Raw genomic sequence first — 18,777 nt, 5'->3', positions numbered from 1 at the left:
CGGCGGCACGGCGGCACGGCGGCACGGCGGCACGGCGGCACGGCGGCACGGCGGCACGGCGGCGCGGCCCCGGTGGGGTGGGGTACGCGCCGCCTGCCGCCTGCGGCTTGGACGGTTGTTGCGGTCACTGCTTGGCGGGCTACGAGGGGAGGGGTGCCTCGCTGGGGCGCGCTCACGCTGCGGGCGCGCGTGGCGTGGTCGGCCAAGGTTCACCCCTCCGTGACGGAGCCGGGCGGCATGGCCGATCGGTAGCCGGTGACGTGGTTGCCGTGGCGCGCTGCTGCCGCGCTGTGCCTGAGCTTTCGTCTTCTCGCTCCGCTCGTTGCGCGTGCGTGGCACTGCGGCGTTCACCTGCGGGCCGTTCCGGAGCGGGGTACGCGTGGCCTGCGGCCCTGAGGTCCCGCTGCCCTCCGCCGCCGGCGCCTAGCGGAGCGGCCCCTTGTTCCGGCAATGCCGCACCCGGGGGCCGCCTACGCCACGATCCGTCCGCACACCACCGGCTGACCGATATGCACCTTTCAGTGGGCGAGGAGCCCCAACTGAGGACGTGCTCGTCCGACCGACGGCAGCCGAACTGCTCGGCATCGAAGGCCCCCGCCCGATCCTGCGATCCATGTCGCCGCCTCCTCCTTCCATGGGCAGCGCCCGGGGATGGTGCTCCACCGGCTGAACGGGCAACGGGTGATGCGCATGCGAGGGCTGGCCGCCACCACGCCCCTGCAGACGATCGCGGATCTCCGCGTGGCCCTGGACCGCACCTGGGCGATCTCCGTGCCGGACTCGGCCCGGCATCAGAGGCTGCTTCCCCGTACGGATGTCCTCGAGCCCTTCCTGACCGGCCGGATCAGTGTCACCCGGGCGCGGCCATGGCTCGCGACGGCGGACGACAGGGCGGAGACGCCTTGGAGACTCGCAGCCGTCTGCTCTGCACGGAGGCGGGCTTACGACTCGCGACCCGCGTCACGCTTCGTGGGCCGGCGCCGTCGACCGATTCGCCCCTGTCCGGGCCCTACGTCCCCTGGTTACGCTGCGGCCGACAACGCGACGGGGGAACGTCGGGGAACAACGACGAGGGGAAAGTGTGATCGTCACCGAACTCACCACGGACGACTTATGCCGGGCCGACCGCTTCACGTGGTGGCACGACTTGACCGTGTCGATGCTCATGTCCACGACGCTGCGCAGCGAGCACGCCGCCGACTTCCGGGCCGCGGCGACCGTACTTGATCTCGGCCCGGCGCAGGTCACCGCCATGACGTATCTGCCGCTGACCACGGCAAGGACGTCCAGGCTCATCCGGCAGGGCGACCCCGAATCCTGCCAGCTGTCGCTGACAGTACGCGGGAGCATGGCGCTGTCACAGGCCGGACGGGAGGTGAGGTTCGGCGCCGGTGACCTCATGCTGTACGACTCCTCGCAGCCTTTCGAAGGGTGGGCCACGGTTGAGCAGGGCAGCGTGGCCCACATCGTGGCGCAGGTACCGAAGTCGCTGCTGCCCGTGCGCCCGCACCTGCTCGACGGGCTTTTCGCCACGCGGTTCACGGCGGTCGGCGGGTTCGGGCAGCTGCTCACCCAGTTCCTCACCCACGTGACGAGCAGGGAGCACCAGTACCGCCCGTCCGACGGGGCGAGGCTGGCCACCGTCCTGGTCGACCTGCTCGGCGGCAGCGTGGCGCACTGCTTCGAAGCGGAAACCGGGCTGCCTGTGGAGAGCCGTCAGCACGCGCTCTTCCTGCGGGTGCAGGGGTTCATCCGGCAGCACGTCGCCGATCCGGACCTGTCGGCGCAGACCGTCGCCTCGGCACACCACATCTCCGTACGCACCCTGCACCGGCTTTTCCAGCAGCGGGGTACGAGCGTCCGCGCCTGGACGCGGAACGTCCGGCTGGAAGGCTGCCGCCGCGACCTCGCCGACCCCGTGCAGCGGCACCGCTCGATCCAGGCGATCGCCGCCCGGTGGGGCTTTCCCCGCCCCGCGGACTTCACCCGGGCGTTCCGCACCGCCTACGGCATGACGCCCAGCGAGTACCGGCTGCAGGCGGGTGTGGCGCGCCACGCCAACGGCTTGGCACACGGCGCTCACGACCCTCGGAGCGCTGCGGGCCAGCATGAGTGACGCGCCGGGAAGGTCCTTGGCGCACGACCATGACGCCGCACAGACGGCAAGGAAACGAGGGGACGATGAAGAAAGCCATCGCTCTGCTGGCCCCACTCGCGCTCGCGGCCTCGGGCGTCGCCGCCACCGCATCGCCAGCAGCCGCCAGCGCCTGCCCCGAGGGGGCGACATGTGCCTACACGTCGCCCAACTGGGCCGGGTCGCCCGGCCCCGTCTGGCAGAACAACACCAACCTGTCCGGATACGCCAAGTGGCGGGGCGCCGAGTCCATCTACAACAACGGCACGTACTGCAACGTCTACATCTACTCCGGCACCAACTACACAGGCACGCGCTACCCACTGAACCTCAACACCGGCTGGAAGTCGATCGCAGGGTCGCAGATCTGGCATCACGCCTACTCCAACAAGTGGTACGGCAGCCGCTGCTGAGCGGGTAGGAATCCATGCGGCGCATGAGAGGAACGGCCGTCGTCCTCGCGGCGACGCTGCTGGCGGGCGGCTGCGGGGCCGCGCTGGATCCCGGCCCGGCCGGCTCCCGCCTGTACCCGTTCGACTCGGCCGTATACTTCACGGCCGAGCAGAACGCGGCGCTTCACGCGGCGGAAGGGCGACTGACCGAACGCTGCATGCGCCGCCATGGCTTCACCTACCGGCCCGGCGGCAGCCCCGCGGACCCCTGGGAACCGGACGATCCGTACGGCCTGCTCGAGGAGAGCGAGGCGGGGGTGGACGGATACCGCATCACGCCCCGCCTGATGGCGGAGCGCGGTTCCGCCGGTTCTCCTCGGGCGGAGCCGTCGCGGGGGGACCGCTCGGGCGCGGCGAAGCGGGGCCGGGCCTGGGAGCGCGCACTCCTCGGCTCGCAGCGGATGACGATCCGGCTGCCCGGGGGCCAGGCGGTGGAGCTCTCCGCCGACGGCTGCGCGGCGAAGGCCCGTGATGAGCTCTACGGGGAGCGGTGGGACCGGCTGTACTACGTCTTCCAGGCGCTGAGCAATCAGGTCATCACCCGGGTCGGCCGGCACCCCGACGTACGCGCCGCCCAGCGCGACTGGTCCCGCTGCATGGCGGCCGACGGCTACGCGTTCGATGCGCTGCAGGAGGCGCAGGCGAACGTGACCCGCCGGGTGGAGAAGGCGGCTGGCCGGGGCTCGGCGGCGGTACAGGCGGCGGCGCGACACGAACTGAACGTGGCCTCGGCAGACGCCCGTTGCCAGCAGGAGGCCGGCATGCGTGCCGTCTTCCGTGACACGCAGAAGGACATCGAGCACAAGGTGCTGGGCTCGCACGGCGACGAGCTGGAGCGCCTGAGGTCGATGCGCGACCGAGCGCTTTCCGACGTGATGCCGCGTCAGCCCCGGTAGACCCAGCGACGGCGGCCGACCTCGAGATCTCCACGACGAGGCGGCCGTCGTCGATTCGGAGGACGACGCGGTCGTCGCCCCCGCGCAGGCGATACCGGTGTTCACGCTTATGCGTAGCGGGCGCACAGCAGAGGAGGGGCTCGGCAGGCGCCGGCGGATGGGTGCTCAGCTCAGTTCGCGGCGCGCAGGTCACGGGGATAACGCCGCCAGGGCCCCAGTACCAGTCGTATCCGTGCTCGCCGCACGCGTACCAGTCGTTGGCGTCGACACGGCCAATCGAGATGATGCAACGTGGTGAGAGCATCGCCGCGATGGACGTAGCCGTGACAAGGCTGTGCCATCGTCGCCGGGTGGAGGTCTCGCCGTCAGCCATGCTGCCGAGGGGCAGGTTGGCCATGAAGTGGGCGATGTCGGCATAGTGAGCGTACTCAGGAACGGCCCGCAGACGAACCCCCGCAGTGCCACCGGCGTGACACGAGCAGAGCGAGAAGACGAACCCAAGCCACCACGCGGCAGCAGCCCGCCACCGCAACCCCGTCACCGGCCACCGACCGGACATGCGCCCGAGCCCCGTCACAGGCGGGTGAACCCCAGTCGACCACGCCACCCGCCACCAGCAACCAGAACGAACCCGCCACCCACCACCCCTCCCCCCGTAGCCCGCGGAGCAGTGACCCCAGCCAGGGACAGGCCGCACCCGGCCTACCCGGGCACGGCCCTCGCCGCGACGCCGTGCCCGACACCTCCCCGTACACCGGCAGCTCCGTGGCGAGCTCGAACCCCAACGGCTCCGGCAGGGGGACCACCTCACCGAACCGCCCACGGACGACCTCGCTGTACGCGGCTTCCCGCCCGGCCCCATCCGGCCGGGCCCTGAGAACCCACGTCCCGTCACGCGGGTCGACCAGCAGGAACAGCGGGATCCGTGCCGCCGCGTACCAGGCCGGCATCTGAGTGGTGTCCTTGGAGTGGTTGGACTGGGAGACCACCTCCACCACCAGCTCCACGGTGTCCGGATCGGCCAGCCACTCGTCGGACTCCTCCCACGCCATCGGCAGGACCATCAGGTCCGGCGTGGCATAGTCGTCCGAACCGTCCAGAGCCCTCACAGAGGAGACCTCCGCCACGGTGAAGGTGTCCAGCACGTGCTTCTCAAGCTGCCTGCGGACACGAGCCGCCGCCCCGAAGTGCTTGCCGCAAGGCGGCGGGGACAACACGACCGCCCCGCCCACGACTTCCGCACGCAGACCGGTCCTCCGGGCCGCCTTGTCGGCGAGCGCCCGCAGCGGCACGTCTTGCGCCCTCACGCCGCCATCGTCCAGTCGTGCGGGTCGCGCGGCGTACCCAGCTCGCACCAGACGTACTTGCCACGAGCCCCGAAGACGTCCTCGCCGAGCAGGAACCAGCCCCAGTCGTCAGCACACACCTTGACCAGCAGCAACCCTCGCCCCCGTTCCAGCCCGGGGCCGAACTCCGCCTTCACCGGCGGCGTGGGGTCGGTGTCCCAGACACCGACCCGCAGTACGCCGTGCCGCCAGCGCAGCCGCAGCGAGGCGGGGCCGTCGGTGTGCCGGTAGGCGTTGGTCAGCAGTTCCGAAGCCAGCAGCGTCGCCGTGTCGATGAGCTGCGGCAGGTCGTTCTGCACGAGTACCGCGTGCAGGGTGGAGCGGGCGACACCGATGGCCCGGGGATCGTGCGGGACGTAGAGCGTGTACTCCCAGCAGTCGCTGCGCGCGCTGCCGAGTTCGGGAGCCTTCATGCGGACCTCCGTCAGGGAAAGGGGAAGTTCCGCCGTCGCGTCGCGGCGCCTCGCGGTGGCTCTGCCGCCGGTCCCCCGCCGCTGGGCGCACTCCAGAGCAGGGCGGTACGGTGCGCTTCCGTCTTACGGGCACTCACACGGTGAGCGGCGCGTCACAGAACGTACGGGTCAGACATGTTCCGGGTCAACCTTGACCCTTAAGGTGACCGCCAGTGGACCCACGTCCCCGCCGAGCGGCAGACTCTCAACGAGCCGGAAGAAGGAAGCAGATGCCAGCCAGGGCCATCGTCACCGCCCGCCAGGAACGCCTCGGCGCCGAGCTGCGTCTCCTGCGCGAGCAGGCCGGTCTCACCGCACGAGAGGCGGCGAGGAACCTGAGCATCGACCAGACGAAGATCTCGCACATCGAAGCCGGCCGAGTCGGCGTGAGCGACGCCCGCGTGCGCAGACTTGCCGCGCACTACGCCTGCAACGACAGGGACTTGGTGGATGCTCTGGCAGCGATGGCGACCGAACGCCACAGGGGTTGGTGGGAGTCCTACCGCGACACCCTCCCCGCAGGCTTCCTCGATCTCGCCGAACTCGAGCACCACGCGGCCTTCCTGCAAATGGCCGCGATCGTACATGTTCCTGGACTGCTTCAAACACCCGACTATGCCCGGGCGGTCTTCTCCTATGCGCTCCCGGAGCTCTCCGCGCCGGACCTCGAAGCACGAGTAGAGCACCGCATGCAACGCAAGACTGTGCTACGAGGCGCGCAGCCGACGGATTTTGTAGCCATCGTCCACGAAGCGGCGCTACGCATCATGGTTGCCGACCGCCCCGCCGCCCGCCGCCAACTTCAGGCCGTCATCGAAGCATCCACCGCCGACAACATCAGCGTGCACGTCATCCCCTTCACCGCTGAAGGCTTCGCTGGGGCCGGGTACTCAATGCTGCACGCGGGCGGCCCTACGCCCCGTCTCGACACCATCCAGCTCGACCGCCACGGCGGCAACAACTACCTCTACGCCGAAGCCCAGCTCAACAAATACCGCCAGACCTTCCGAAAACTCATGGAAGCGGCGATCGAACCCTCCGACTCCCGCGACTTCCTGCACCGACTTCTCAAGGAGCTGTGAAGTACCCATGCCCCGTGCCTACGACTGGCAAAAATCCTCCTTCTCCGGAGGCGACGACGGCGACAACTGCATCGAGATCGCCGTGAGGACTGACATCGGCGCCCTGCTACGCGAGAGCGACGCCCCGGAGCACCTACTCACGATGAACGACGTGACGCTGGCCACGCTTATACGGACACTCAAGAGCCGCACAGTGCCGCAGGGAGAGGGTAAACCTCATTCTCCGGTAGAGGCGACGGAGCCGAGCACCTGAGGTAATGGGTCACAATGAACTGGCCATCTGCATCATGAGAATGATGCGCCGACTGTGGCCATTGACTCACCAAGGAAGGAGTCCGCAGCCTTCATACGCTACGTCAGAATTCGGATGGCAGCAGCCAGTCGTAATGCGCGTACCAGCCATGAACACTGTGCAGCGCGATGCTCCGCACGGAACATGTTTCCTCGACGCGATACCTCAACTGACGCGCTTCCGCAGACTGGTGCGTGACGCTGACCATGCTCAAACGAACGCTCGAGAAACGCACCGTTCCGGGACACTACCGGTCAGCCATCCATATAAGCAGAGACATTCGAAACCAACAGGCTCATCCCCGTGGCGCTGAATTTCAGTTCAGGTGCATCGATTTTCACCTCAACGCACCCAGAACCAGTCTCGCGAATCTCAACATCCACCAACGGATTCGCCGAGAACCCCAGAAGAGAAATCCCCCGGACGCCGACCAACATCAAATTTATCTGGACCGTGTTGAATCCCTGGGTAAGCCACTTTTTCGGCGGGCTCTGCGGATACAGCGGCAAATCCAGGCGCAGAGTCACCCGCGGGCCATCTCGGTGAACCGTCACCTCATGCAACCGCACCTGAGCCAGCTCGGGAGGGTAGCCGCCATAGACATGGTCGATTCCCCCCGCATCCGACAGTATCGTTGTCCACGACACGTCTTACTCCTTCAGTACTCGTAGTGCTGAGCCGTACCAGGAACCTTCCCAGTCCGCGGGTTATCGAACGGCCTGACATTGAAGTGACGGCCCTGGTCCCCTACGCCACCTTCGCCGAACTGATGACCAGCCGCATGGTCTTGAATGATCACCTTACTACCATCACCTCGAGTAAAGACGTACTCACGCGTCATGATCGGCTGCCCATTGTCTCCCATAATCGCGCTGCCGAACTTGTCAGTCATGGGAACCCTGGAAATTGACTCAGGATTCTGAGTCATTGGAATTCCCAAGTCTCTCTTTGCTTCCCGGAAAGCTGCGCTTCGGCTGGGCAGGTTCTTGTGTGACGGTACTTCGTCCCCGTAGTCGGGGGCGAGGCCGAGCACATCGGTCCACGCCTGCGGGTTGTCGACATACGTCGCCGGGTTCGGCGCCGGGGCGAGGCCGAGCGGGTCGGGGCTGGTGTAGCGGGCCGTGGAGGGGTCGTAGTAGCGGTGGAAGTTGTAGTGGAGGCCGGATTCGGGGTCGAAGTACTGGCCGGGGAAGCGGAGGGGGGTGTAGGTGTCCGCGTCGCGGTTCCAGGTGGTGGTGCCCCAGAGGGTGGTGCGGGTGTGCCAGGCGATCCGGCCGTGCTCGTCGACGAGTTCGGTGGGCGTGCCGACCAGGTCGGTGACGATGGCGTAGAAGCGGGCGTCGATCTCCGCCTGGCCGGTCTCGTCGGTGAGGCGGCGTTCGGTCTGGGTGAGCGGGGTGAACCCGTCGTGGTCCCAGGTGAGGGTCACCGGGTGCGGGAGGTCCGGGTCGGCGGTGGTCTGCTCGACGAGGACCGGCCCGTCCCAGGTGAAGCGGATCTCCTCGGCGACCTCGCCGGTGCCGGTGAGGCGCTGTTTGGCGGTGCGGCGCCCCAGCGGGTCGTAGCGGTAGCGCCAGACCGTGCCGTCCGGGGTGGTGACGGAGGTCAGGCGGTCCTCGGCGTCCCAGGTGTAGTGCCAGGTGTCCGGCTTCTTCGACAGGCGTGTCCGGCGGCGCAGCGTGACGCGCCCGGCGTCGTCGTGTTCGTAGCGGACGCGCCCGGCACGGTGGATGCGGGTGCCGGTGTAGGTGCGGGGGCCGGTGGCCTCGGCCGCGGCGTGGCCGGTGGGCCAGGCGGCGTGGGTCTGGTTGCCGGCGGAGTCGTAGGCGTAGGTCTCGGTCCAGCCGGCGGCGTGTACGGCGGTGACGCGTCCGGCGGCGTCCAGGTCGAAGGAGCGTGAGCCGACCAGCCGGTCGGTCAGGCCGGTCAGGTAGCCGTCGGCGCGGTAGGTGTAGGCGCGCTGCTGGATAGTGGCGGCGCCGGGCCCGGTGAGGGACTGGGCGGTCAGGCGCCCGGCCGGGTCCCACACCTGGGCCAGGGCGAGCCCCGCGTCGCCGATGCGGCGTGCGGTCTCGCGACCGGCGGCGTCGTGGGCGAAGTCGAGGGTGTGGCCGGAGGCGTCGAGCGCGGTGCGGTTGCCGGCGGAGTCGTAGGTGGAGGACGAGACGGCGCCGGTCGGGGTGACCCGTCGGGTGCGGCGGCCGAGGGCGTCGTAGGAGTGGGAGAGCACCCGTCCGTCCACCATCTCCGCCTTGATGCGGCCCATCCGGTCGCGCTGGAGGCGCACCTCCGCGTCCGGGCCGGCGGCCTCGGTCAGCCGCCCGGCCGGGTCGTACGCGAAGGTGGTGACGGCGCCCCCGGCGTCCTTGCGGACGACCTGCCCGAGCGCGTCGCGCTCGAGGGTGACCGTCTCGCCCAGCGGCGTGGTGCGGGAGACGAGTTGCCCGGCGGCGTCGTGGGCGTAGGTGTGGGTGCGCCCGTCGAAGTCGGTCTCGGCCACCAGCCGGCCCGCCGGGTCGTAGGCGTACGACCAGGTCAGGCCCTGCGGGTTGCGGACCCGGGTGAGCCGGAGTCCGGTGTCGTGCTCGAACTCGTGGCGGACGCCGTCCGGCCCGGTCTGCGCGGCAAGCAGGTCGAAATGGGTGTACTCGTACGTGGTGACGCCGCCGGCGGCGTCCACGTGCCGCACGCAGTTCCCCTCGCCGTCGTACGTCCAGGAGTCCTCGGCCCCGTCGGGAGCGGCCCGGCGGGAGAGCCGGCCCTCGACCGTCCACTCCAGGCGGGTCACCGCGCCCAGCGGGTCGGTCACGGCGACGGGGCGGCCGAAGGCGTCGCGCTCGTAGCGGGTCACGGCACCCGCCGGGTCGGTGATCTCCACGGGGAGGCCGGCGGCGTCGCAGCGTACGCGGGTGGTCTCGCCGAGGGGGTTGGTGGTCGCGGTCAGGTGGCCGTGGGCGTCGTAGGCGTAGCGGGTGGTGTGGCCGAGGGGGTCGGTGACGGCGGTGCGGTTGCCGCGGTCGTCCCACTCCTGGTGCCACACGGCACCGTCCGGCTCCCGGATCTCCACGGGGAGCCCGAGGTCGTCGTAGGTGACGCGGGTACGGGTGCCGTCGGGGCGGGTGATCTGCGTCGGGCGGCCGGCGGTGTCGCGGGTGAGGCGGGTGGTGCGGCCCAGGGCGTCGGTGCGGGCCACGACCTGCCCGTGGGCGTCGTACTCGAAGCGCTCCGTGTGACCCAGCGGGTCCGTGACCGCGACCACCCGGCAGCGGTCGTCGATCAGACGGCGGGTCGAGTGTCCGTCCGGGGTGGTGAGGGTGGTGACCTTGTGGCCGGTGCGCTGGTCGACGCCGTCGTAGTCGATACGGACCTGGACGTGGCCCTCGGTACCGCCCTCCGCGATGCACCGGTCGCGGTTGTCGTAGACGTAGTCGTAGCGGCAGTCGTTGGTGTCCGTCCACGACACGACCCGTGCCTCGTCGTCGTACGCGAACCGCAGCGGCACCCCGGAGGAGCCGGTCACCTCGGTGAGGTTGCCCTCCGTGTAGCCGTACCGCAGCAGCACCTGGTCGGAACCGTCCGGCCCGGCGCCCGCCAGCGAGAGCGCCGTGACCCGGCCGTCTTCCGTGGCAAGCCGTAACGCGTAACCGCCACTGTGGACGATCCGCAGCGGGGCGCCGGTCCCGTCGTCGTACTCGAAGACGATCTGGTGCCCGTTGCGGTCGGTGATCTGCTCGATACGGGCCTCGCCGTCGGGCTCGCCCCCTGCCGGCGGCGCGAAGTGCCGGACGTGGCCGGTATCCGGGTCGGTGAGCGTGTAGCCGCCGTCCTGCGTACGCTCCAGCGGCCAGCGGTCTCCCGCGGACGGAAGCGTGGGCACGCCGGGAGCAGGGTGCGGATACGCCAGCAGGCGGCCGTCCTCGGAGACGAACACCACGCCCTGGGAGTCCACTTCCAGCCTCTGGTCGGCGGTGGACGTCCACGACCGGCCGAACCAGCGGCCCACCCGGTAGCCCGACTCCACGCAGCGACGGAAGACCAGCGGCAACGCCCCCGGCAGGGCGACATCGGTCTGCGGCAGGAACATCTTGCCCGTCGCCAGGTCCACCGGGTCCGTGCCGTCGGAGGGCTTCTTCTCCGGGGGATTCGCGTGCGCCTCCGGGCCGTCTCCGTCCAGGGTCTTCCGTCCCGGCGGCACGTCGTCCAGATGCCGCGCCGCGGAGGTGACCTTCTTGACGCTTCCCAGGCCCCGGGTACCGATCAGCTCGGCAGGGAGGCGCCCCAACCCCTCGGACGGGGCCTTCTGGAAGGTCTCCCACATGTTCTGGGCCGTGCCCCACGGGTCGTTGGACATCCGCACCAGGCCCGCCGCCGTGCTGTTCAGTGTGGTCGTGTACTCGGCCGGGTGCGTCACGTTGTACCAGTCCGTGGGATTCAGCCCGCGGGCGAAGTTGAGGACGCCCGCTGTGCCCTTCACCAGGCCGCCGCTCATGTGGGACAGGTGCAGCGCGTAGCCCGTCACGCCGGCTTCGAGCTGCTCGCTGTAGGACGGCTTGGCGGGCGCCTCGTCCCGGGCCGCCGCCACCGCCTTCTCCGCCTTGTCGTGCGCGGTGTTCCGCTGCTCCCGGGCCTTCTTCAGGAGGTCGTGGGCCGCTTCGACATCCGCCTTGCCCGGGTCGTGGAACGCCCCCGGCTTCGGGGGCAGGGAGTCCGGGTCGCGCTCCGAGGGAGAGGCGGCGTTGTACTCGTCCACCGCCGTGTTGTACGCCTCGACCTTGTCGTTGTGGGTGGCGCGCGCCTCCTCGGACGCCTTTTTGCCCTTCTTGTACTTCTCGATGGCCTTCTTGGCCTCGCCCTGGGCCCACTCCACCGTCCCGGCGAAGTCGGAGAGCGCCTTCGCGGCCTTCTCGCACGCGTCCGCGGCGGTGAACCACTTCTTCGGTTCGAGTGACACCTTCTCCCGGAAGGCGTCCGCGGCCTCCCCCTTGAGTTCCTGGGAGTCCAGGCCCTTCAGTCCCTTGCCGACGTTGTCGAAGGCCTTCTTGAGGTCGGTCAGATGCCCGGCGGTGGACCGTAGCTTCCCGGGGCTGCCGTGGATGAGCTTCTTCGGGTCCTCGGTGTCCCCGAGCTGCATCTCGTCGACATCCGCACCCAGCGCGTTCGCCGCCGAGTCGCTCTTGTCCCGTACCCAGTCGGCGCCGCTCTCCCAGCCGGCCTTGTCCAGGCCGCCGGCGACGAGGTCGCCACCCTCGTCGATGACCTCGCCGGCCTTTTCGAGGCCTTGTTCGACCTTGTTCTCGACGGAGTCCGGTATGAGGTCGCCGATGCCCATCAGTTCGCACCCCCGTCGTGCGGCGCCTGTGCCCTTTCCTCCGGCGACGGCCCGAAGGCGTCGTCCACTGCGGCGTCGAAAGCTTTGTCGTCCACGCCCAGAAGGTCGTTGACCAGGTCGGTCCGCCGTCCGCCGGAGCCCTCGGTGAGCAGCGCCCGCCCGGTGTCCTTCCAGGTCTGCATGTTCTCCGCGCCGGCCTTCTCCCACGACTCGGTGCTGTAGTCGGGCGTGTAGGTGCCGCCGTCGAACAGCTCGCCCCAGCCCTGGGAGGTGACCTCCTCCTCGCTCAGATGCGGATTCCCCGCCGCGGCGTTCGCCACGATCTTGAAGGTGCCGTTCCAGTACTGGTCCTCCGCGTGCAGGAGCCCCGCAGCGAGACCGAGGCGCGCGGCGATCTGGTTCGCGTCCTGCACCAGGGCCCGGACCCCCCACTCCCACTGCTCGCAGAACCCCTCGAAAGCGGTGGCCAGCCCGCTGCCGCCGGCCTCCATCTTCGTCAGGGTCAGATCCCCGACCCCCGAGCCCTGGAGCGAGTCCGTCGAGGCACCAAAGCCCCCGATCTCTTTCAGCTCGCCGATCGCCCCCCGCAACCCCTGGGTGATGCGGTTCGCCGACTCCTTGCTGATCTTCAGGTCCCCGTCACCGCTCACAGCCCGGACCGTCCCTCCCCTGCGACACCGACGTCCACCGCGACGTCGTCCGGCACGATCCCCCTCGCCGGCGGGAAGAGCATCGCAGCGCCCTCGTCCGCCACGTCCACCGCGACACCGGCGGGGCCGTCCATGTCCGGGATCACCGCGTCGGTCAGCCGCGCCCCGAGCAACTCCAGGTACTCCCACGGCTCATCCGGCGGCGCGTCCCGGGCCCGCGCGAAGCGGGCGAGGGACTCTTCCCCGGTGAACGCGTAGATCCAGCGGACCCCACCCGTCACCGCGGTCATCAGCCCGCCTCCGGCCACGGGCACCAGCAGCACCGCACGCCGGAACTCCCCCACCAGAGCCTGCGGGTCCCCCTCGTGCGCATGCACGGCCGCGATCTCCTCTGCCAGCCCCAACTGCCGCCCCCTCCGCAGCACATCCGTCCGGCCAGACCACCGTCATCGTGCCGCAGGCCGGATCGCCAAGCCCTGTGACAGTCCTCCTGTGACAGTCCTGTTGCAGGTCTGCTGAGACGCGCCCGCAAGACCCCCGGCGGGGCCACCGGAGCAGACCAGCACCCCTCCCGGGCGGGCAGCCCGGCCTGCTCGCCGGTGAGTGCGAGATTCCGCACGCCGACGCCACCGTCCGCCGCCGTGCCGGGCACAGGGGGCGGTGATCACCGCGCGGGGTGCGCAGGACGCGCCCACCGTTGCGTGGCGATCATCGTGATCACAACAAGATTACGTCACCCGGACGAGTGATCACCATGCGTGTGCGGCCGGTGTGGCCCGGGTCACCCCCACCCGGTCACAGGCCCTCCACGGGAGCGACGAAGAGCACCGGGCCGGTGACGGTCCGGTGCCGTGCAGACACACAAAAGCCCGGTCTCAGGCAGGTGCTCTGCCGTCGATCCGGGCGAGGGCGTCGTCCGCGCCGTACGGCTGCAAGTACGGCAGCCATCGTGGGTCCCGATGGCCGGTGCCGATGATGCGCCAGGCGAGGCCGGAGGGTGGGGCGGGTTTGTGGCGCAGCCGCCAGCCGATCTCGGCGACGTGGCGGTCCGCCTTGACGTGGTTGCAGCGGCGGCAGGCCGCCACGACGTTGTCCCAGGTGTGCTTGCCGCCGCGACTGCGCGGGATCACGTGGTCGACGCTGGTGGCGACGCCACCGCAGTACGCGCAGCGGCCGCCGTCGCGCGCGAAGAGCGCGCGGCGGGTCAACGGCACGGTGCCGCGAAAGGGCACGCGCACGAACCGCTTGAGACGGACGACGCTGGGGGCGGGTATGACGCGGGTTGCGCTGTGCATCAGGGCGCCGGATTCCTCGAGGCACACGGCCTTGTCGTTGAGCACGAGGATGAGCGCGCGGCGAAGCGGTACGACGCCGAGCGGCTCGTACGACGCGTTGAGGACCAGGACGTGCGGCACGGTGCCTCCTTGTACGTCGGCGGCGCGTGGCTCGCGCCGGGACGATCTCCCCTCAGTGTGTCCCGAGCCCCGGTGACTGCGCCACCACGGCCGTATAACGCACCAAGCGTGTTTTCCACCACAGGTTCCTTCCCCGGCGAGGACCGCCGCGCCCCTCCGAGGGGGCGCAGAGCAGCGCGGAAAGGGCCTGATCGCCGCGGCGGGGGGCGCATGCCATGGCCCGTATGCGCCGGGTGAGCGCCCCCCGGCCGGCGGGGAACGGCAGTGACCGGGACGTGTCGGTGACCGCCGGCCGGGCCCCGGTGCGCCATTAGTGTGGAGGCGCGTCCGTACGGTCCCCGCGGACGCACGGCCGCACGAAAGGTTCCGCAGTGTCCTGGTCCATGCCCTGGGTCACCGGCGCGAGTCCCGAGCCCGGCACCTCCGACGACACCGCCCCGCCCGAGGTGACGCCGTCCCTGGAGGACGCCCAGCGGACGGCCGGCAGTGCGGCGGGGTGGATAGAGGAGAACTGGTCGCTCTGGCTCTCGGTGGGACTGCGCATCCTGCTGATCATGGCGATCGCGGTGCTGCTGCGGTCGGTCGTGCGGCGCGCGATCACCCGCTTCATCGCCCGCATGCACCGCAACGCGGAGGCCGAGGCCAGCGGGAACGCGCTGCGCGGGCTGCTGGTGAACGCCGAGCGGCGGCAGCAGCGATCGGCGGCGATCGGCTCGGTGCTGCGCAGCCTCTCCTCCTTCCTGATCCTGGGCACGGCGCTGCTGATCGTGCTCTCGACGCTCGGGATCAATCTGGCGCCGCTGCTGGCCAGCGCGGGTGTGGCCGGCGTGGCCATCGGCTTCGGCGCGCGGAACCTGGTCACGGACGTGCTGACCGGCATGTTCATGCTGCTGGAGGACCAGTACGGGGTCGGGGACCGGATCGACGCCGGGGAGGCGACCGGCACGGTGCTGGAGATCGGCCTGCGGGTGACCAAGCTGCGCGGCGACGACGGCGAGATCTGGTACGTCCGCAACGGCGAGATCAAGCGGGTCGGCAACCTCAGTCAGGGGTGGGCCACGGCCATGGTGGACGTGCAGGTACGCGCGCGGGAGGATCTCGCGGAGGTGCGGGCGGCGATCACCGAGGCCGGGGACGCGATGTCGAAGGCCGAGCCGTGGGACGAGGTCCTCTGGGACCGGGTGACCGTGCTCGGGCTGGACGAGGTGACGCTGGAGTCGATGACCGTGCGCGTCTCCGCCAAGACCATGCCGGGCAAGGCGCTGGGGGTGGAGCGCGAGCTGCGCTGGCGGATCAAGCAGGCGCTGGACATGCGGGGCATCGAGATCGTGGACGACGAGGCGCTGGCCGCCGAGGCGGGGCGGCTGTCCCTGGAGAAGTGACGGCCCTGGGGGGGCCGGGCACGCCCTGGGAGCCGGGCACGCCGCGGGAGCCGGCCCTGGTCGCCGACCGGGCTGCGGCACCGGATCGGTGCGGCGCAGCCGTTCCGGGGAGACGGGCCGCGGGCGGCCCCGGGCCGGGCCCCGCCGGGCGCTCGCGTCCCGCCCGGGCGCCGGACCGTCCCGGGAGGCCGGGCCCCCGGGGCGGTAGGGCGCTCACGCCTCGTCCGGGCGCTCAGGTCGCGCCGGGGAGGGCCCGGAAGCCGTCAGGCGCGCCCGCACTCGTCCGGGTGCAGGGCGTCCAGGATCAGGGTGAGGCCGAAGGCGAACTCGTCGGCGTGGTCGTAGCCGGGCTGGAGGGCGTGCTCGGTGACCAGCTCGGTGAGGTGGGGGTAGGCGCCGGCGGGCATCTCGCGCAGGATGGCGCCCGCGACCTCGTCCCGCTCCGCCGGGCCGCTGAACGGCAGGCTCAGCTCCTGGATCACGAAGCCGTACAGGTAGCTGTCGATCAGTGAGAAGGCGTGCGCGGCCATGGGGACCGAGAAGCCCCCGGCGCGCAGGGCGCCGAGGACGGCGTCGTGGTGGCGGAGGGTCGCGGGGCCGGGCCGGGAGCGGGAGTCCAGCAGGGCGACGGCCCAGGGATGGCGGCGGAGCACGGCGCGGGCGGAGTGCGCGCGGTGGCGCATGGCGCCTTGCCAGTCCGTGTCGCGCGACGGCAGGTCGATCTCGCCGAACACCGCGTCCACCATGCCGTCGAGGAGGTCCTCCCGGCCCGTGACGTGGTGGTAGAGCGACATCGCCTCGACGCCCAGCGGTTCGGCGACGGCCCGCATGGTGAGGGCGGCCTGCCCCTTCTCGTCCGCCACCGTCATCGCGGCGCGGACCACCCGCTCCCGGCTGAGCGGGGTGCGTTCCGTCGTGCCGCGCCGGCTCCTGCGTCCCTCGGCCATGTCCGCCGTCTCCTCCTTGCGTCCTCTTGACCGTCTTACGGCGTAAGGCTACCGTGCCTTACATCATAAGGCCGGCCGGGAGCCGGCATTCCGGCGGAGGGACTGCGCCATGGGCACGGAGCGGGTGAGGAAGGTCTGCGTCGTCGGGGCCTCGGGGAAGCTCGGGCAGTACCTGGTCCGGCACGCGCTGGAGCGCGGCTACGAGGTGGTCGGCGTGTGCCGGGAGCGCAGCGTGCCGAAGCTGGCCGCGTTCGAGGGCCGGATCACCGTGGTCCCCGGCCCCACCGACGACCCGGAGGTGATCCGCCGGGCGGTCACCGGGTGCGACGGGGTGCTGACGGTCCTGGTGCCGTGGGGCGTGCAGCAGTACGCGTCGGGCACCGCGCAGGCGGTGCTCGACCACGCGTCCCCGCAGGCGCGGCTGGTCTTCTCCTGCGGCTGGCACATCACGCGGGACAGCCGGGACAGGTACTCCCGCCTGTTCCGGGCGGGGGTCCGGATCTCCGCCTGGGTGGGCAGGCTGATCCGCGCCGTCGAGATCGACGACCAGGTGGAGGCGTGCCGCCGGGTGTTCACCAGCGGCACCCGGTGGACGGTGGTGCGCGGCAGCACCCTGGAGGAGGGCGAGAGCCAGGGCCTGCCGGTGTGGAGCCGGCACGTGGGCGATCCGGTGCTGGCCGGCAACCGGACGCGGCGGGTGGACTTCGCGCTGTTCATGGTCGAGGCGCTCACCGACGACACGCTCGTGCAGGAGGCCCCGGCGATCGTCGGCTGCCGCACGCGCAGCGCACTCGCCCACGCAGGCGGCGCCCGCCCCGCGGGTGTTGACGAGGCGGGGGCGGCGCCCTAGGGTCACCGGCGAAAACAGGAAACCTTCCTAACAGTGTCGCCGGTTCGCCGGCCGCCCCGAGGGAGAGACCGTGCAGCAGCATCCGTCGCCCGGTACACCCCGTGTGCTGCGCGCGATGAACGACCGGGCCGCCCTGGACCTGCTGCTGGCTCACGGCCCGCTCTCCCGCAGCCGCATCGGCAGACTGACCGGGCTCTCCAAGCCGACCGCCTCCCAGCTCCTGGCCCGGCTGGAGGCCGCGGGGCTGGTGGTGGTGACCGGCACCAGCGCGGGCCGCCCCGGCCCGAACGCACAGCTCTACGCGGTGAACCCGGAGGCCGCGCACGTCGCCGGGCTGGACGTCACGGCCCGCGGCATCCGGGCCGCCGTCGCCGACGTCACCGGGCGCACCGTGGGCACGTACGCACTGCCCACACCCGGCCGCCGCGGCTCCGGCGAGACCGGGCCGAGCACCTGCGACCTGGTGGTACGCGCCGTCGAGGGGGCCGTGAAGGCCGCGGGCCTGCACCGCTCCCGGCTGCACCGGATCGTCGTCGGGACCCCCGGCGCGTTCGACCCGAACACCGGGCGGCTGCGCTACGCCTCCCACCTGCCCGGCTGGCACTCCCCCACGCTGCTGGAGGAACTGGCGGCCGCGCTGCCCATGCCGCTGGAGTACGACAACGACGTGAACCTCGTCGCGGTCGCGGAGCAGCGCCTCGGAGCGGCGCGCGGGGACGCCGGGGACCCCCGGGACTTCGTCCTGCTCTGGAACGAGGAGGGCATCGGCGCCGCACTGGTGATCGACGGGCGGCTGCACCGGGGCTGGACGGGCGGCGCCGGCGAACTGGGCTTCCTGCCGGTGCCGGGGACACCGCTGGTCCGGGACGCGGCGCGGACCGGCAGCGGCGGCTTCCAGGAGCTCGCGGGCGCGGGCGCGGTGCTGCGCCTCGCCGGGGAGCTGGGGCTGGTGTACGACCGGGGCGTGCCCGCGCACCACGCGGCCGCGGAGCTGTTGCGCCGGGCCGCGGCCGTGGCCGGCACGGAGGAGGAGGCGGAAGGAGACGGAGCAGCGTCCCGGACCGGCGGCCCGGACGGGGCGACCACCCCGGCCGGGCCGGAGCCGGACGCCCACACCGCGGACGGCTCCGGGCCCGGCTCCCGGTCCGCGTCCGGGTCCGGCCCGGGGCGGCGGGGGACGCAGGCGGACGCCTTCGCGGTCCCCGGCCCCGCGGAGGCCGCGGCGCTCCTGCACCGCTTCGCGACCGGCACCGCCGTCGGTCTGGCCGCGCTGGTCGCGGTGCTGGACCCGGCGCTGATCGTGCTCTCCGGCGGGGTGCTCACCGCGGGCGGCGAGCCGCTGCGCGCCCGGATCCGCGCCGAGCTGGCGGAGCTGGCCGTGCCCCGGCCCCGGCTGGTGCCGGGTGCGCTCACCGCGCACCCGGTGCTGAGCGGGGCCCTGGAGAGCGCCCTGATCACCACCCGGGACGAGGTGTTCGACACCGCGCGCTGACCCGTCACCCCCGCTCACCCACGATCACCTCGCCCCGGGCGCGGCCCAGCACAGCGCC

The 18,777-nt window shown here is 71.3% G+C and carries 16 protein-coding genes; 8 read left to right on the top strand and 8 right to left on the bottom strand.

Annotated features, from left to right (window positions below; translation table 11 throughout):
- The first annotated feature begins 1,081 nt into the window (after positions 1-1,081).
- The 3 genes from HOY81_RS18745 (at position 1,082) to HOY81_RS18735 (ending at position 3,482) form a co-directional block, all read left to right on the top strand.
- Complete coding sequence (locus HOY81_RS18745) at positions 1,082-2,116, top strand: helix-turn-helix domain-containing protein (RefSeq protein WP_237321602.1); 1,035 nt, start codon at positions 1,082-1,084, stop codon at positions 2,114-2,116.
- 65 nt (positions 2,117-2,181) lie between these two features.
- The gene (locus tag HOY81_RS18740; protein ID WP_237321601.1) at positions 2,182-2,547 is read left to right on the top strand and encodes a peptidase inhibitor family I36 protein; all 366 of its coding nucleotides are present in this window, start codon (positions 2,182-2,184) and stop codon (positions 2,545-2,547) included.
- Between the two features lie 23 nt (positions 2,548-2,570).
- On the top strand, positions 2,571-3,482 hold the full coding sequence (locus tag HOY81_RS18735; RefSeq protein ID WP_237321600.1) for a hypothetical protein: 912 nt from the start codon (positions 2,571-2,573) through the stop codon (positions 3,480-3,482).
- Positions 3,483-3,910: 428 nt separating this feature from the next.
- Here HOY81_RS18735 and HOY81_RS18730 read toward each other — a convergent pair whose 3' ends face one another.
- Positions 3,911-4,789 carry a Uma2 family endonuclease gene (locus HOY81_RS18730; RefSeq protein WP_237321599.1) on the bottom strand — a complete coding sequence of 293 codons (879 nt, stop codon included), beginning with the start codon at positions 4,787-4,789 and terminating at the stop codon, positions 3,911-3,913.
- Positions 4,786-5,241 carry an ATP-binding protein gene (locus tag HOY81_RS18725; protein ID WP_237321598.1) on the bottom strand — a complete coding sequence of 152 codons (456 nt, stop codon included), beginning with the start codon at positions 5,239-5,241 and terminating at the stop codon, positions 4,786-4,788. The genes HOY81_RS18730 and HOY81_RS18725 overlap by 4 nt, the downstream gene beginning before the upstream one ends.
- A 269-nt stretch (positions 5,242-5,510) precedes the next feature.
- Between HOY81_RS18725 and HOY81_RS18720 the strand changes: the two genes are divergently transcribed.
- Entirely contained in the window at positions 5,511-6,362 is an 852-nt protein-coding gene (locus HOY81_RS18720) for a helix-turn-helix transcriptional regulator (RefSeq protein ID WP_237321597.1), read from the top strand.
- Between the two features lie 7 nt (positions 6,363-6,369).
- A complete protein-coding gene (locus HOY81_RS18715; protein ID WP_237321596.1) occupies positions 6,370-6,615 on the top strand; it encodes a DUF397 domain-containing protein in 246 nt (81 codons plus the stop codon).
- Positions 6,616-6,908: 293 nt separating this feature from the next.
- Here the strand turns inward: HOY81_RS18715 and HOY81_RS18710 are convergent, their stop codons facing one another.
- From HOY81_RS18710 to HOY81_RS18690, 5 genes are all read right to left on the bottom strand, one after another.
- A complete protein-coding gene (locus HOY81_RS18710) occupies positions 6,909-7,301 on the bottom strand; it encodes an Imm50 family immunity protein (RefSeq protein ID WP_237321595.1) in 393 nt (130 codons plus the stop codon).
- Between the two features lie 11 nt (positions 7,302-7,312).
- Positions 7,313-11,983, bottom strand: coding sequence for a putative T7SS-secreted protein (locus tag HOY81_RS18705; protein ID WP_237321594.1), 4,671 nt, complete (start codon positions 11,981-11,983; stop codon positions 7,313-7,315).
- On the bottom strand, positions 11,983-12,633 hold the full coding sequence (locus HOY81_RS18700; protein ID WP_237321593.1) for a hypothetical protein: 651 nt from the start codon (positions 12,631-12,633) through the stop codon (positions 11,983-11,985). Before HOY81_RS18700 ends, HOY81_RS18705 begins: the two co-directional genes overlap by 1 nt.
- On the bottom strand, positions 12,630-13,037 hold the full coding sequence (locus tag HOY81_RS18695) for an SseB family protein (RefSeq protein ID WP_237321592.1): 408 nt from the start codon (positions 13,035-13,037) through the stop codon (positions 12,630-12,632). The genes HOY81_RS18700 and HOY81_RS18695 overlap by 4 nt, the downstream gene beginning before the upstream one ends.
- 471 nt (positions 13,038-13,508) lie before the next feature.
- Entirely contained in the window at positions 13,509-14,048 is a 540-nt protein-coding gene (locus tag HOY81_RS18690) for an HNH endonuclease (protein ID WP_237321591.1), read from the bottom strand.
- A 383-nt stretch (positions 14,049-14,431) separates the two neighbouring features.
- On the opposite strand from HOY81_RS18690, the gene HOY81_RS18685 reads away from it, so the two are divergent.
- Positions 14,432-15,430: a mechanosensitive ion channel family protein gene (locus HOY81_RS18685; RefSeq protein WP_237321607.1), complete on the top strand. Its 999-nt coding sequence runs from the start codon at positions 14,432-14,434 to the stop codon at positions 15,428-15,430.
- 263 nt (positions 15,431-15,693) lie between these two features.
- Here HOY81_RS18685 and HOY81_RS18680 read toward each other — a convergent pair whose 3' ends face one another.
- A complete protein-coding gene (locus HOY81_RS18680) occupies positions 15,694-16,377 on the bottom strand; it encodes a TetR/AcrR family transcriptional regulator (RefSeq protein WP_237321590.1) in 684 nt (227 codons plus the stop codon).
- A 109-nt stretch (positions 16,378-16,486) separates the two neighbouring features.
- On the opposite strand from HOY81_RS18680, the gene HOY81_RS18675 reads away from it, so the two are divergent.
- Both HOY81_RS18675 and HOY81_RS18670 read left to right on the top strand, forming a co-directional pair.
- Positions 16,487-17,227 (top strand): NAD(P)-dependent oxidoreductase, encoded by a 741-nt coding sequence (locus HOY81_RS18675; RefSeq protein ID WP_237321589.1) that lies wholly within the window; start codon positions 16,487-16,489, stop codon positions 17,225-17,227.
- Positions 17,228-17,342: 115 nt separating this feature from the next.
- On the top strand, positions 17,343-18,719 hold the full coding sequence (locus tag HOY81_RS18670) for an ROK family transcriptional regulator (protein ID WP_237321606.1): 1,377 nt from the start codon (positions 17,343-17,345) through the stop codon (positions 18,717-18,719).
- Positions 18,720-18,777 lie beyond the last annotated feature (58 nt).

It is taken from the genome of Streptomyces sp. JJ36, assembly GCF_021696945.1.
Taxonomy (GTDB): Bacteria; Actinomycetota; Actinomycetes; order Streptomycetales; family Streptomycetaceae; genus Streptomyces.
Note: the sequence above shows the minus strand (reverse complement) of the source record. Positions and strands in the feature narration are given on the sequence as shown.

Excerpts from the sequence above, each read along its gene's own strand:
- HOY81_RS18740 (WP_237321601.1), top strand. The coding sequence starts at position 2,182 with ATGAAGAAAGCCATCGCTCTGCTGGCCCCACTCGCGCTCGCGGCCTCG.
- HOY81_RS18735 (WP_237321600.1), top strand. The coding sequence starts at position 2,571 with ATGAGAGGAACGGCCGTCGTCCTCGCGGCGACGCTGCTGGCGGGCGGC.
- HOY81_RS18725 (WP_237321598.1), bottom strand. The coding sequence starts at position 5,241 with ATGAAGGCTCCCGAACTCGGCAGCGCGCGCAGCGACTGCTGGGAGTAC.
- HOY81_RS18720 (WP_237321597.1), top strand. The coding sequence starts at position 5,511 with ATGCCAGCCAGGGCCATCGTCACCGCCCGCCAGGAACGCCTCGGCGCC.
- HOY81_RS18715 (WP_237321596.1), top strand. The coding sequence starts at position 6,370 with ATGCCCCGTGCCTACGACTGGCAAAAATCCTCCTTCTCCGGAGGCGAC.
- HOY81_RS18705 (WP_237321594.1), bottom strand. The coding sequence starts at position 11,983 with ATGGGCATCGGCGACCTCATACCGGACTCCGTCGAGAACAAGGTCGAA.
- HOY81_RS18685 (WP_237321607.1), top strand. The coding sequence starts at position 14,432 with ATGCCCTGGGTCACCGGCGCGAGTCCCGAGCCCGGCACCTCCGACGAC.
- HOY81_RS18680 (WP_237321590.1), bottom strand. The coding sequence starts at position 16,377 with ATGGCCGAGGGACGCAGGAGCCGGCGCGGCACGACGGAACGCACCCCG.
- HOY81_RS18675 (WP_237321589.1), top strand. The coding sequence starts at position 16,487 with ATGGGCACGGAGCGGGTGAGGAAGGTCTGCGTCGTCGGGGCCTCGGGG.
- HOY81_RS18670 (WP_237321606.1), top strand. The coding sequence starts at position 17,343 with ATGAACGACCGGGCCGCCCTGGACCTGCTGCTGGCTCACGGCCCGCTC.